Here is a 13,137-nt window from a genome sequence, read left to right as displayed (position 1 = left end):
GGAACCATGACCACCACCCCGTCTCCCGGGCGGCCGCGCGCCGGCCTGGCCCTCACCCTCCTCGCCGCGACCCAGTTCCTGCTGGTGCTCGACTCGGCGATCGTCAACGTCGCCCTGCCCTCCGTCCAGCACGACCTCGGCTTCGACGGCGAGCAGATCACCTGGGTGGTGAACGCCTACGGGCTCCTCTTCGCGGGACTGCTGCTGCTCGGCGGCCGCCTGGCCGACCTGCTGGGAGCGCGGCGGGTGTTCGTCGGCGGCCTCACGCTCTTCACCGCCGCGTCGGTCGCAGGGGCGCTGGCCGCCACGCCCGGCGGCCTGGTGGCGGCCCGTGGGGCCCAGGGCGCCGGGGCCGCCCTGGCTGCGCCGTCCGCGATGGCCCTGGCACTGATCCTCTTCCCGGCCGGCGCGGGACGTCACCGCGCCCTCGGACTGATGGGCGCCGCGGCCGGGCTCGGCGGGGCGTCCGGCTCCCTGCTCGGCGGCATCCTCACCGAGACGTGGGGCTGGCAGGCGATCCTGTGGATCAACGTGCCCGTCGGCGCCCTGGTGGTGGCCGGCGCCGTGGTCGCGTTGCCCGCCGGCCGGCTCACCGGTGCCCGCGGCCGCCTCGACGTGGCGGGAGCAGCCACCGTGACCACCGGCCTCGTGACCCTCGTCTACGGACTCGTCCTGGCCTCGCAGCGGGGCTGGACCTCCGGCCAGGCCCTGGCCGCGTTGGGCACGGCGGCCGGACTCCTCGCGGTGTTCGCCCTGGTCGAGGCGCGCGGCGAGCAGTCGCTGGTCCCACCGTCCCTGGCCCGGATCGGCTCCCTGCGCCGCGCGAACCTGGCGGCAGGTCTCAGCGCGATGGCGATGATGCCGATGTGGTTCCTGCTCACCGTCTACTTCCAGCAGGTCCGGGGGTACGGCCCGGTCGAGGCGGGCGCCGCCGTGCTGCCGGTCATCGCCATGCTCGTGCTCTTCAACTCCCTCGCCCACCGGATCATCGCGCGCACCGGCCTCCGGACGCCTCTCGCCGGCGGCCTGCTCATGGCCGCCGCCGGGCTCGCCTGGGTCGCCGACCTCGGCCCGGCGGGAGCGCCGTACGCGGCCGACATGCTGGCCCCCCAGCTCCTGATCGGCATCGGCTTCGGCATCGCCTTCATCGCGGGCACCGTCGCCGCCACCCAGGACGTTCCGCCGGAGAGGTCAGGCGTCGCATCCGGGATCTACACGACGGCGCAGCAGGTGGGGGGAGCCGTCGGTCTCGCGGTCCTGGCAGCGATCCCCGCCCGCGCCCAGCACGACGGGGCCCCCCTCGGCGACGCGTTGTCGCACTCGCTGCTCGTCGCGGCCGTCTTCGCGCTGGCAGCGGGCCTGGCCGCACTGCGTCTCGCTCCCCGCCGCGCGACGGACGGGCCGGCCGCCGGAGCGGTGGACGTTCCCCGGGCCGCCCGGCTCGAGATGACGGACCGCACCACCTGACGGGGGTCGACCTGCCCACCGACCGGCGAACGGCTCGTCCCCTCGTAAAGCACGAGACCCCCACACGAAGTGGGGGTCTGGCGGCCGGTGGTTGTCTCCACCACGTGGCAGGTGCAGGATTCGAACCTGCGTAGGCGTAAGCCGACGGATTTACAGTCCGCTCCCATTGGCCGCTCGGGCAACCTGCCGGACGTGTCACCGGGCCGGTGTTGGCCGGTCGGCAGCACGGCGGAACAATAGCGCAGGCACGCCGACGACCCGAAACCGCCGCAGGAGGATCCCCATGGCCGACTCGAGCTTCGACATCGTGAGCAAGATCGATCGTCAGGAGGTCGACAACGCGCTGGGTCAGACGGCCCGCGAGATCGCCACGCGGTTCGACTTCAAGGGCACCGGCGCGAGCATCGAGTGGCAGGGCGAGCAGGCGATCGAGATCTCCGCGTCGGCCGACGACCGCGCCAACGCGGTGCTCGACGTCTTCAAGGGCAAGCTGGTCAAGCGCAACCAGAGCCTGAAGATCCTCGACGCCTCGGAGCCGCGCCAGTCGGGCCAGCAGAGCAAGATCTCGATCACGCTCAAGGAGGGCATCAGCTCCGAGGACGCCAAGAAGATCTCCAAGCTGATCCGCGACGAGGGACCCAAGGGCGTCAAGGCGCAGGTCCAGGGCGACGAGCTGCGGGTGTCGTCGAAGAAGCGCGACGACCTGCAGGCCGTGATCGCGCTGGTCAAGGCCCAGGACTACGACTTCGCGGTGCAGTTCACGAACTACCGCTGAGGTTCACCCCCGCCACCCCCGCGCCAGACCGACCGTCGTGGCGACAGCGGCCGCGACACCGAGGGCACCGCGCACGTGGTTCATCGCCGTCCACCCACGCAGGTAGGTCGCCCACAGGTCGCCCGTGTGCGTGGCCGTGGGGTTCCAGGTGGCCAGCGCGTCGTTGCGCGGGACGTGGTACGCCGCGGTCACGGCGAAGCAGGCCAGACCCGCGCCGGCGCCCACGAGGAGCCACGCCCGACCGTGGACGCCCGGCCCGGTGAGCGCCCACGCGGCCACCGCCAGGGAGCCGGCCGCCGAGGTCGTCAGGGGCACCATCAGCAGGCTGCCGGGTGCCGCCGCGTTGATCTGCTGCATCGTGGTCACGGCCTGGGGGGTCGGCAGCCGGTGCAGGGCCGGCATCACGAGGGTCGAGAAGCCGAAGAACACCCCGCCGAGGACGCCGGAGCTGAGCGCCGTCAACGCCGCCACCGGCGGCATCACGCCGTTCACCGCCACGCTCCTGCGGCGGCCGCGTCCGCGGCGAACTGCTCCAGGCTGCGGGCCTCGCGCCCCAGGACCTCGCGGACGGTGCCGGTGGTCTGCTCGTTGCGTCCGTCGAGCACCTCGGCGAAGAGCTCCGCCAGGGCATCGGCCTCCCCCGGCAACATCCCTGCTGCCACGGCCCCGGCGGAGAACGCGGCCGGCGACACCTCGGCGTACTCCACGGCGCGGCCCGAGGCCCGCGCGAGCACGGCGGCGGCCTCCGCGAGCGGCACCGCCCGGGGGCCGGTCAGCTCCAGCACGCGGCCCTCGAGGCCGGGGGTGGAGAGGGCTCGGACTGCCACGGCCGCGATGTCGTCGGCGTCCACGAAGGGCTCGGCCAGCGAGGGCGGCGCGGGCAGCGCGATGACACCGTCGAGGACGGCAGGACGGAGCATCCCCTCGCTGAAGTTCTGGGCGAACCAGGCGCAGCGGACCACCGTCGCCGACGGCAGGACCGACAGCAGGGCCTCCTCCGCACGCCGGGCGCCCTCCTCGCCGCGGCCCGACAGGAGCACGACCCGGTGGACACCGTGGCGAGCAGCGCGGGTGGCGAGCTCGTGCACCGAGGCATCGGCCCCGGGGAGAGCGAGGTCGGGAGCGAAGGCGACGTACGCCGCGCCGGCCCCGTCGAGGGCGGCGTCCCACGTCGAGCGGTCGTCCCAGTCGAACCGGACGGCGCCGCTGCGGGAGGCCACCCGGGTGGGGACGCCCAGGGAGGCAAGGCCCGCGGCGACGCGGGCACCGGTCTTGCCCGCACCGCCGACGAGGACGACCGGCCCGCGCGCGGACGGGCCGGGCGGAAGGGAGGAGTGGGAACGTGTTGTCTCTGTCGTGGTCATGCCACCAGTTCATCCCGGTCCAGTGAGATCTTCCATGATGGAAGTGATCACATACCTTCGCGATCGTCTAGCATGAGCCGGTGGACACGCTCAGCACGGTGCTCGACGCCCACCGCGCGCGCGGGGCGTTCGTGCTGCGTTGCGAGATGACGTCGCCGTTCGCGATCGCGGTCCGCGACGAGGCGCCCGTCGCGCTGATCGTGATGGTGCGGGGCGAGGCCGTCCTCACCCGCGGCAGCGTCGACCCGGTCGTGCTGGGGCCGGGCGACGTCGCGGTGGTCACCGGGGTGCAGCCCTACGTCTTCGCCGACCGGGCGGAGACGCCGGCAGGCATCGTGATCGAGCCCGGCGGGGAGTGCCGCAACCTCACCGGCGAGGACCTGTCGATGACCATGGGGCTCGGCACCCGCACCTGGGGCAACGCCCTCACCGGCGACACCAGCTTCGTCACGGCCTCGTGGGAGCTCACCAGCCACGTCACCAGCCGGCTCCTCGACACCCTGCCCGACGTCGCCGTCGTCCCTGCCGAGTCCTGGGACGACCCGCTCGTCGGGCTGCTGACCGCCGAGCTCTCGCGGGACCTGCCGGGGCAGGACGTCGTGCTCGACCGCCTGGTCGACCTGCTGCTGGTCGCCGCCGTCCGCCACCGGTTCGACACCACGCCCGGCACCGCCCCGCGGTGGTGGGCTGCGGCGTCCGACCCGGTCGTGGGCCGGGTCCTCGCACTCATGCACGACGACCCCGCGTACCCGTGGACGCTGGACGGGCTCGCCGCACGCGTCGCGGTCTCGCGCGCGACCCTGGCACGACGGTTCGCGGCTCTCGTCGGGCAGTCCCCGATGGCCTACCTCGGCGACTGGCGCCTCGCCCGGGCGGCCGACCTGCTGCAGGACACCTCCGCCACCGTCGAGCAGGTGGCCCGGGAGGTCGGGTACCTCAGCGCGTTCGCCTTCTCGACGGCGTTCAAGAAGCGGTACGCCGTGGCGCCGCGGGACTTCCGGTCAGCCGCTCGTCGCGCTTCCTGACCCGCGCCGGCCACGCAGCGACCGGCGGGACACCCCCGGCGTCCCGCCGGTCGCCGCGCGCCGGTGGTGGGCCCGCGGCCGGTGCGCCGGCCGCGGACCCGGTTCAGAGGGCCCGCATCGCGGGCACGACGGTGGCGCCGCTGGCCGGCGTGAGCCAGACCTTGACGTCGGTGTCGAGCCCGATCGCGCGGGCGTGCGTGCGCGTCATCACGACGGTGACCTCGTCGCCGTCCTCGGTCAGCACGGTGACCCGCACCTCGAAGCCGATCCGGAGCAGGCGGGTGACGTACCCCGCCGAGGCACCGGCCGCCCCGGTCGGGACGGTGGCGATCTCGATGTCGTGCGGGCGGATGTTGACGCCGTTGAGCCGCGTCACCTCGCCGAGGAAGCCCATCACGAAGTCGCTGGCCGGCTCGTCGTAGAGCTCCTCGGGCGACCCGATCTGCTCGACCCGGCCCTCGTTGATGACCACGATCTCGTCGGCGACCTCGAGGGCCTCCTCCTGGTCGTGGGTCACGAAGACCGTGGTCACGTGCACCTCGTCGTGCAGCCGCCGCAGCCAGTCGCGCAGCTCCTTGCGGACCTTCGCGTCCAGCGCGCCGAACGGCTCGTCGAGCAACAGCACGGTCGGCTCGACCGCGAGCGCCCGGGCGAGCGCCATGCGCTGCCGCTGGCCACCGGAGAGCTGCGCCGGCAGCCGGTGGGCGAACTGCGAGAGGTGCACGAGCTTGAGCAGCTCGTCGACGCGCTCGGCCACCTCGGCCTTGGGCTTCTTGCGGATCTCGAGGCCGAAGGCGACGTTCTTGGCCACCGTCATGTGCTTGAACACCGCGTAGTGCTGGAACACGAAGCCGACGTTGCGCTTCTGCGGCGGCAGCCTGGTGGCGTCGACGCCCTCGATCGAGATCGTGCCCGAGTCGGCCTTGTCGAGACCGGCGATGATCCGCAGCAGGGTCGACTTGCCGCCACCGGAGGGGCCGAGCAGTGCCGTCAGCTGGCCGGTCGGGATGGTCAGGGTGACGTCGTCGATCGCGACGAAGTCACCGAACTTCTTGGTGACGTGAGAGATGTCGATGCTCACTGGGCACTTTCCTTGGGTCGCAGGAGCGAGACGACGACGATGCAGAGAACGGACACGAACGCGAGCACGAAGGAGGTGGCGTACGCCGCCCCCTGCTCGAAGTTCTGGTACTTCTGCTCGACCACGAGGGTCGCGGTCTGGGTCTCGCCGGTGAAGTTGCCGGACACGATCTTGACGGCGCCGAACTCGCCGAGGGAGCGGGCCAGGGAGAGGACGACGCCGTAGACGACCGCCCACTTGATGCTGGGGAGGGTGATCCGCAGGAAGGTCTGGCGGGCGTTGGAGCCGAGGCTGCGGGCAGCCTGCTCCTGGTCGTCACCGATCTCGGTGAGGACCGGGACCACCTCGCGGATCACGAGCGGGAGCGCCACGAAGCACGTCGCCATGATCATGCCGGGGGCGGCGAAGATGATCTGGTAGCCCCAGGACTCGAGCGTGGGTCCGAACCAGCCGGTGCGCCCGTTGTAGACGAGCAGCAGCGACAGACCCACGACGACCGGCGAGACCGACAACGGGACGTCGATCATCGCCGAGAGAGCCCGCTTCCCCGGGAACTCGTAGCGCACGAGGAGCAACGAGATCCCGACACCGAAGATGGTGTTGATCACGACCGCCCAGAACGCGACGTACGCCGTCAGCTTCAGCGCGTTCTGCACGTAGGGGTCGCTCAGGGTGTCGACCAGCGTGGTGAGGCCGTCCGCGAAGGTCACCTTCACGATCAGCGACACCGGCCAGGCGACCAGGAAGAACACGTAGCCGACCGCGACCAGCCGCAGCAGCCACTTCAGGGGGGTGGAGACCTCAACCACGACGCGCCACCCGCCTCTGCACGATGTCCAGCACGACGATCACGAGCAGCGCGATCACCAGCATCAGCGAGGCGACCGCGGCCGCCGCGGCGGGGTTGCCGCCCTCGATGAAGCCGACCACGCGCACCGAGACGACCTCGGTCCGGAACGGCAGGTTGCCGCTCAGCAGCACCAGCGAGCCGTACTCCGCGATCGCACGCGCGAACGCCAGCGCGGCACCCGCCGCGATGGCCGGGACCAGGCTGGGCAGGATGATCCGCCGGAACACGGTGAGCCGGTTGGCGCCCAGCGACGAGGCGGCCTCCTCCACGTCGTGCTCGAGCTCCTCGAGGACCGGCTGCACGGTCCGGACCACGAAGGGCAGGGTCACGAAGGCGAGGGCCAGGAAGACGGCCTTCTCGGTGTTGGCCCAGTTGAGGCCGATCGGGCTGTTGGGCCCGTAGAGCGACAGCAGGACCAGCCCGGCCACGATCGTGGGCAGCGCGAACGGGACGTCGATGATGACGTCGAGCAGCCGCTTGCCCCAGAAGTGGTCACGGACGAGCACCCAGGCGATGGTGGTGCCGATGACGACGTTCACCAGGGTCACCGCAGCCGACGCCACGACGGTCAGCTGGATGGCGGCCCACGTCTGCGGGTTGGTGAGCACGTCGACGTAGCCCTGCCACCCCAGCTCGGAGGCGGTCACCACGATCGCCGCCAGCGGGATGAGCACGAGCAGGCTGAACCACGTCAGCGCCACCCCGAGCCCCAGCGTGGCGCCGGGAGTCAGGGTGGACACGGGCCGGCTCGCCCGGCGCTGAGGCGCCGGGCGAGCCGTGTCGAGCGTGGCGCTGACCGTCACTCGGACGTTCCGGTCTCAGCCTGCAGCTGCGTGATGATGCCGTCGTTCTCGTCGAAGAACTTCGTGTTGGCCTCGGCCCAGCCGTTGAAGTCGTCGTCGATCGTGAACAGCTTCGCGGGCGTCGGGAACGGGTCGGCCGGGTCGTTGGCGCCCTCGACCTCGGGGAGGTCGACGCCGTCGATCACCGGACGGAAGCCGGAGAGGGCGTACGCCGCCTGGGCCTCGGGGGTGATCTGGTAGTCGCGGAAGGCGGTCGCCGACTCCGGAGCGTCGACGGTGACCGCGGCCGGGTTCTCGATGAGCAGCGTGTCGTCGGGCACGATGTAGTCGAACGGCTCGCCGTTCGCCCGCGCGAGGATCGCCTCGTTCTCGTAGGAGAGCAGCACGTCGCCGTTGCCCTCGGAGAAGGCGGTGGTGGCCTCACGGCCCGACGAGGGCAGCGCGATCGTGTTCTCGAGCATCTGCTTCACGAAGGCCTCGGCCTCCTGCTCCGAGCCGCCGTTGCCCGTGACGTGGGCCCACGCAGCGAGGATGTTCCACTTCGCCGAGCCGGAGGAGGCCGGATTGGGCGTGATGATCTCGACGCCCGGCTCCACCAGGTCGTCCCAGCCCTGGATGTCCTTCGGGTTGCCCTCGCGGACCACCAGGGTCACCACCGACGAGGTCGCGATGCCGTTGGTCGGGGTGTCCTTCCAGTCGTCGGCGACGATGCCCGCGTCGACGAGACGCTGCATGTCGGGCTCCAGCGAGAAGTGCACGACGTCGGCGTCGAGGCCACCCTCGACGGCCCGGCTCTGGTCGCCGGAGGCGCCGTAGGAGGTCTTGAACGTGACGTCCTTGCCCTCGCTGGTCCCCTCGAAGCCCTGGAAGACGGGCTCGTTGGCGGTCTCGAGGACCGAGAAGCCCACGAAGCTCAGCTGCTCGGAGTCGGCGCTGTCGCCGCCCGACGCGCTCGAGCAGGCGCTGGCCCCCAGCGCCAGCAGTGCGGTGATCGAGGCCGCGATGGCGGCCCTGGTCTTCGAAGTCATGATGTGTCTTCCCTACGTGCTCCGGCGCCCGGACGGACGCTCGTCTCAACCCGAGAAAGGCGGTTGTCCCACCTAACTCGTTCAGACTACTCGACTTAAGTGTCTTGTTGGCAAGTCGCCCCGCCGTGGCGTGTCTCACGCTCGGTCGGGTGGACTCCGCTCCGGTCCGGACCACTCGCCGACTATCGTGGGGAGGTCGCGCGAACCGGTCCGGGAGGAAGAGCGTGGCGGCAGACTGAAACGTGTTCCAGAAAGTGGGCGCGCCGTCGGTACGGGTGCCCCGGACGCGACGTACGACGCGCCATGCCGGGCATGGCGCACCAGCAGGGAGAAGGACCGAGTGGGCAAGCAGGTCAAGCAGCTCGACCGCGTCATCATCCGCTTCGCCGGCGACTCCGGCGACGGCATGCAGCTCACCGGTGACCGGTTCACCCAGGAGTCGGCCGCCTTCGGCAACGACCTCTCGACGCTCCCCAACTTCCCGGCCGAGATCCGGGCGCCGCAGGGCACGCTGCCGGGCGTCTCGTCGTTCCAGGTCCACTTCGCCGACCACGACATCCTCACGCCCGGGGACGCCCCCGACGTGCTGGTCGCGATGAACCCGGCCGCCCTGCGCGCCAACCTCGGCGACCTCGCCCGCGGGGCCACTGTCATCGTCGACACCCACGACTTCACCGCGCGCAACCTGACCAAGGCCGGGTACACCGCGAACCCGCTCGAGGACGGCTCGCTCGACGAGTACGCCGTGCACCCTGTCGACCTCACCGGCATGACCGTCGAGGCGGTCAAGGAGTTCGGGCTCTCGCGCAAGGACGCCGCCCGCGCGAAGAACATGTTCGCCCTCGGCCTGCTCTCGTGGATGTACGGCCGCCCGACCGACTCGACCGTCGCGTTCCTCGAGCGGCGCTTCGCGCGGCTGCCCGACATCCGCGACGCCAACGTCACGGCGTTCAAGATGGGCTGGAACTTCGGCGAGACCACCGAGTCGTTCGCGGTCTCCTACGAGATCAAGCCGGCGCCCATGTCAGCGGGCACCTACCGCAACATCACCGGCAACCTCGCGCTCTCGTACGGGCTCGTGGCCGCCGGCGTGCAGTCGGGCCTGCCGGTCTTCCTCGGCTCCTACCCGATCACCCCGGCCTCGGACATCCTCCACGAGCTCAGCAAGCACAAGGCCTTCGGCGTCACCACGTTCCAGGCCGAGGACGAGATCGCCGGCATCGGCGCCGCCCTGGGCGCGTCGTTCGCCGGCAGGCTCGGTGTCACCACGACCTCCGGGCCGGGCATCGCGCTGAAGTCGGAGACGATCGGTCTCGCGGTGATGACCGAGCTGCCGCTGCTGGTCATCGACGTGCAGCGCGGCGGACCCTCGACCGGACTGCCGACCAAGACCGAGCAGGCCGACCTGCTGCAGGCGATGTTCGGCCGCAACGGCGAGGCGCCGGTGCCGATCGTGGCGCCGCGCTCCCCCGGCGACTGCTTCGACGCCGCCCTCGAGGCGGCGCGGATCGCGATCACGTACCGCACCCCGGTGATGCTGCTGTCCGACGGCTACCTCGCCAACGGGTCCGAGCCGTGGCGGATCCCCGAGATCGCCGACCTGCCGACCATCGACCCGGCGTTCGCCACCGGCACGAACCACGGCGAGGGCGACGACGCGGAGTACTGGCCCTACCTGCGCGACGAGGCGACGCTGGCCCGCCCGTGGGCAGTGCCCGGCACCCCCGGGCTCGAGCACCGCATCGGCGGCCTCGAGAAGGGCGACGGCCAGGGCAACATCTCCTACGACCCCGCCAACCACGACTTCATGGTGCGCACCCGGCAGGCCAAGGTCGACCGGATCGCCGACACGCTGCCCCCGCTCGAGGTCGACGACCCGGGCGCGGAGGACGGCGAGGGCGCCAAGGTACTGGTGCTCGGGTGGGGCTCGACGTACGGCCCGATCGGTGCGGGCGTACGGCGCGTCCGCCGCGCGGGCTACCGGGTCGCCCAGGCCCACCTGCGCCACCTCAACCCGTTCCCCCACGACCTCGGCGACGTGCTGGCGCGCTACGACAAGGTGCTGGTGCCGGAGATGAACCTCGGCCAGCTCAGCCTGCTGCTGCGCGCGCGCTACCTCGTCGACGCCATCGGCTACAACCGCGTGCGCGGCCTGCCGCTCAAGGCGGCCGAGCTCGCCGAGGCGATCGGCGAGCTGGTCGCCCAGGCGGAGGGCATCGAGGTCGACCTCGCCGCGCTCACCGCAGCCCACACCACCGACGTGACGGAGGTCTGACGTGACCACCACCGGGCTCCCCTTCCCGACCCACCGCTCCGGCATCGAGCTGGTGCCGGGCCACGACCAGCCGCAGACCGGCAAGGAGTACACCTCGGACCAGGAGGTGCGCTGGTGCCCCGGGTGTGGCGACTACGCCGTGCTCAAGGCCGTGCAGTCGTTCCTGCCCGATCTCGGCCTGCGCCGCGAGAACATCGTCTTCGTCTCGGGCATCGGCTGCTCGTCGCGGTTCCCCTACTACCTCGACACCTACGGGATGCACTCGATCCACGGGCGCGCGCCCTCGATCGCGACCGGCATCGCCACCGCGCGCGAGGACCTCTCGGTCTGGGTCGTGACCGGCGACGGCGACGCGCTGTCGATCGGCGGCAACCACCTGATCCACGCGCTGCGACGCAACGTGAACATGACGATCCTGCTGTTCAACAACCGGATCTACGGCCTGACCAAGGGGCAGTACTCCCCGACGTCCGAGCCCGGCAAGGTCACCAAGTCGACCCCGATGGGTTCGGTCGACCATCCCTTCAACCCGGTGTCACTGGCGCTCGGGGCCGAGGGCTCCTTCGTGGCCCGCACCATCGACTCCGACCGCAAGCACCTGACCTCGGTGCTGTCGGCGGCCGCCGCGCACCGCGGCACGTCGTTCGTGGAGATCTACCAGAACTGCCCGATCTTCAACGACGGCGCGTTCGACGCGATCAAGAGCCCCGACACCAAGGCCGACGCGATCATCCCGCTGGTGCACGGCGAGCCGATCCGGTTCGGCGCGCCCGACGCGTCCGGGCTCGGCAGCAAGGGCCTGATCCGCGACCCGGCGACCGGCGGCGTGAAGGTCGCCGAGGTGTCCGAGGTCGGCGAGGCCGCGGTGCTCGTCCACGACGCGCACCTGGCCGACCCGACGACGGCCTTCGCCATCTCGCGGCTCACCGACGCGGGCTACCTGCACCAGGCGCCGATCGGGATCTTCCGCCAGGTCGACCGCGCGTCGTACGACGACCTCGCGCGCGAGCAGCTGGTGACCGCGCGCGGCGGCGAGGAGATCGACCCGTCCGCGCGGCTGGCGTCGCTCATCTCCGGCGGCGACACCTGGACCGTCGTCTGACCCGACCGGCGACGCCCCTCGCGGGTCAGTCCGTCCAGGTGCGCCAGACGCGGGAGTAGGACGTGGCGTAGCCGTGGTGCTGCGGCACGCGTGCGCGGTAGTAGTCGGAGCCGTGCCGCGGCGCCTCGATGCGCGAGCGGAACCTGCCCTGCGACCGGGCGTCGAGGCGCTCCCAGACCTTCCACGCGCACGTCGCCTTGCGGCAGTCCTTGCGCTGGACCACGACCTCCAGCCCGGCCAGGCCGGGGGTCACGTCCCCCCGCATCACCAGCTGGTTCCTGGCGTTGAGCACGACGGTCGTCTCGACGGTGCGGGTCGGCAGCTCGCCGGCCGGCGCCGGGCTCGCCGTCAGTCCCGTGGCGAGTGCGGCGACGACCAGCACGAGCGGAGTGCGGTAGAGGTGGGGCGGCACGGCGCCCAGTATGGCGCTTCCTAGACTGGACCGGTGTCGGAAGCGCGTCGTGGCCTGCTGCTCGGCGTCGTCGCGTACGGCATCTGGGGGATCTTCCCGCTCTACTGGCCGCTCCTCGAGCCCGCCGGGGCCGGAGAGATCCTCGCGCACCGGATCTTCTGGTCGATGCTCACCATGGGTGCGCTCGTCGTGCTGCTGCGTCGCCGGGCGGCGTTCCGCGCGGTCGTGGCCGACCGCCGGAAGCTGCTGGTGCTGACCGGTGCCGCGGCGGTGATCACGGTCAACTGGCTCACCTACATCTGGGGCGTCAACAACGGCCGGGTCGTGGAGACCTCGCTCGGCTACTTCATCAACCCGCTCGTCACCGTGCTGATGGGCGTCCTTCTCCTGGGCGAACGGCTGCGCCGGCTGCAGTGGGTGGCGCTCGGGGTCGCGTCGGTCGCCGTGCTGGTGCTCAGCGTCGACTACGGCCACCTGCCGTGGGTCGCGATCGTCCTGGCCTTCTCGTTCGGCACCTACGGGCTGGCCAAGAAGACCGCGGGCGCCGGCGCCGTCGAGAGCCTGGCGCTCGAGACGGCCGTGATCGCGCCGTTCGCGCTGGTCTACCTCGGCTGGCTGGCGGTCGCGGGTGAGTCGACGTTCGCCTCCGACGGCACCGGCCACGCGCTGCTCCTGGCCAGCACCGGCATCGTCACCGCCGTCCCGCTGATCGCCTTCGGCGGCGCCGCGATCCGCGTCTCGATGGTGACCCTCGGCCTGCTCCAGTACCTCGCCCCGACCCTGCAGTTCGCCCTCGGCGTCTTCTGGTACCACGAGGCCATGCCACCCGGCCGCTGGCTCGGCTTCGCCCTGGTCTGGGTGGCGCTCGCCCTGTTCACCGTCGAGGCCGCCCGCCACCACCGCCGCCAGCTCCAGCTCGCCGTCCAGGCCGCCGCCGTCTGACCGCCGAACGTTC

At 71.7% G+C, this 13,137-nt stretch carries 13 protein-coding genes and 1 tRNA gene; 6 read left to right on the top strand and 8 right to left on the bottom strand.

The window, feature by feature from the left end; all coding sequences use genetic code 11:
* Window positions 1-6: 6 nt before the first annotated feature.
* Window positions 7-1,467, top strand: coding sequence for an MFS transporter (locus ACFPGP_RS08755; protein ID WP_378589299.1), 1,461 nt, complete (start codon window positions 7-9; stop codon window positions 1,465-1,467).
* 105 nt (window positions 1,468-1,572) lie between these two features.
* Here the strand turns inward: ACFPGP_RS08755 and ACFPGP_RS08750 are convergent.
* Window positions 1,573-1,655 (bottom strand) — tRNA-Tyr (locus ACFPGP_RS08750).
* Between the two features lie 95 nt (window positions 1,656-1,750).
* On the opposite strand from ACFPGP_RS08750, the gene ACFPGP_RS08745 reads away from it, so the two are divergent.
* Entirely contained in the window at window positions 1,751-2,242 is a 492-nt protein-coding gene (locus ACFPGP_RS08745) for a YajQ family cyclic di-GMP-binding protein (RefSeq protein ID WP_378589297.1), read from the top strand.
* Between the two features lie 3 nt (window positions 2,243-2,245).
* Here the strand turns inward: ACFPGP_RS08745 and ACFPGP_RS08740 are convergent, their stop codons facing one another.
* Both ACFPGP_RS08740 and ACFPGP_RS08735 read right to left on the bottom strand, forming a co-directional pair.
* Window positions 2,246-2,734 carry an anthrone oxygenase family protein gene (locus tag ACFPGP_RS08740; RefSeq protein ID WP_378589295.1) on the bottom strand — a complete coding sequence of 163 codons (489 nt, stop codon included), beginning with the start codon at window positions 2,732-2,734 and terminating at the stop codon, window positions 2,246-2,248.
* Window positions 2,731-3,606 (bottom strand): Rossmann-fold NAD(P)-binding domain-containing protein, encoded by an 876-nt coding sequence (locus ACFPGP_RS08735; RefSeq protein ID WP_378589293.1) that lies wholly within the window; start codon window positions 3,604-3,606, stop codon window positions 2,731-2,733. The genes ACFPGP_RS08740 and ACFPGP_RS08735 overlap by 4 nt, the downstream gene beginning before the upstream one ends.
* 80 nt (window positions 3,607-3,686) lie before the next feature.
* On the opposite strand from ACFPGP_RS08735, the gene ACFPGP_RS08730 reads away from it, so the two are divergent.
* Complete coding sequence (locus ACFPGP_RS08730; protein WP_378589291.1) at window positions 3,687-4,631, top strand: AraC family transcriptional regulator; 945 nt, start codon at window positions 3,687-3,689, stop codon at window positions 4,629-4,631.
* A 103-nt stretch (window positions 4,632-4,734) separates the two neighbouring features.
* Here ACFPGP_RS08730 and ACFPGP_RS08725 read toward each other — a convergent pair whose 3' ends face one another.
* The 4 genes from ACFPGP_RS08725 to ACFPGP_RS08710 are packed head-to-tail and all read right to left on the bottom strand — an operon-like array spanning window position 4,735 to window position 8,393.
* Window positions 4,735-5,712 carry a sulfate/molybdate ABC transporter ATP-binding protein gene (locus ACFPGP_RS08725; protein ID WP_378589289.1) on the bottom strand — a complete coding sequence of 326 codons (978 nt, stop codon included), beginning with the start codon at window positions 5,710-5,712 and terminating at the stop codon, window positions 4,735-4,737.
* Window positions 5,709-6,521: a sulfate ABC transporter permease subunit gene (locus ACFPGP_RS08720; RefSeq protein ID WP_378589287.1), complete on the bottom strand. Its 813-nt coding sequence runs from the start codon at window positions 6,519-6,521 to the stop codon at window positions 5,709-5,711. Before ACFPGP_RS08720 ends, ACFPGP_RS08725 begins: the two co-directional genes overlap by 4 nt.
* The gene (cysT, locus tag ACFPGP_RS08715; protein ID WP_378589285.1) at window positions 6,514-7,302 is read right to left on the bottom strand and encodes a sulfate ABC transporter permease subunit CysT; all 789 of its coding nucleotides are present in this window, start codon (window positions 7,300-7,302) and stop codon (window positions 6,514-6,516) included. Before cysT ends, ACFPGP_RS08720 begins: the two co-directional genes overlap by 8 nt.
* 59 nt (window positions 7,303-7,361) lie before the next feature.
* Window positions 7,362-8,393 (bottom strand): sulfate ABC transporter substrate-binding protein, encoded by a 1,032-nt coding sequence (locus ACFPGP_RS08710; protein ID WP_378589283.1) that lies wholly within the window; start codon window positions 8,391-8,393, stop codon window positions 7,362-7,364.
* Between the two features lie 340 nt (window positions 8,394-8,733).
* Here ACFPGP_RS08710 and ACFPGP_RS08705 point away from each other — a divergent pair, with 340 nt between their 5' ends.
* Both ACFPGP_RS08705 and ACFPGP_RS08700 read left to right on the top strand, forming a co-directional pair.
* A complete protein-coding gene (locus ACFPGP_RS08705; RefSeq protein ID WP_378589281.1) occupies window positions 8,734-10,668 on the top strand; it encodes a 2-oxoacid:acceptor oxidoreductase subunit alpha in 1,935 nt (644 codons plus the stop codon).
* Between the two features lies 1 nt (window position 10,669).
* The gene (locus ACFPGP_RS08700; protein WP_378589279.1) at window positions 10,670-11,770 is read left to right on the top strand and encodes a 2-oxoacid:ferredoxin oxidoreductase subunit beta; all 1,101 of its coding nucleotides are present in this window, start codon (window positions 10,670-10,672) and stop codon (window positions 11,768-11,770) included.
* A gap of 25 nt (window positions 11,771-11,795) precedes the next feature.
* Here ACFPGP_RS08700 and ACFPGP_RS08695 read toward each other — a convergent pair whose 3' ends face one another.
* The gene (locus tag ACFPGP_RS08695; protein WP_378589277.1) at window positions 11,796-12,182 is read right to left on the bottom strand and encodes a hypothetical protein; all 387 of its coding nucleotides are present in this window, start codon (window positions 12,180-12,182) and stop codon (window positions 11,796-11,798) included.
* A 33-nt stretch (window positions 12,183-12,215) separates the two neighbouring features.
* On the opposite strand from ACFPGP_RS08695, the gene rarD reads away from it, so the two are divergent.
* The gene (rarD, locus tag ACFPGP_RS08690) at window positions 12,216-13,124 is read left to right on the top strand and encodes an EamA family transporter RarD (protein WP_378589275.1); all 909 of its coding nucleotides are present in this window, start codon (window positions 12,216-12,218) and stop codon (window positions 13,122-13,124) included.
* Window positions 13,125-13,137 lie beyond the last annotated feature (13 nt).

The sequence above is a fragment of the Nocardioides taihuensis genome (assembly GCF_042657275.1).
In the GTDB taxonomy this organism is placed as follows: Bacteria; Actinomycetota; Actinomycetes; order Propionibacteriales; family Nocardioidaceae; genus Nocardioides; species Nocardioides taihuensis.
This window is presented reverse-complemented; position numbering and strand designations above follow the sequence as displayed.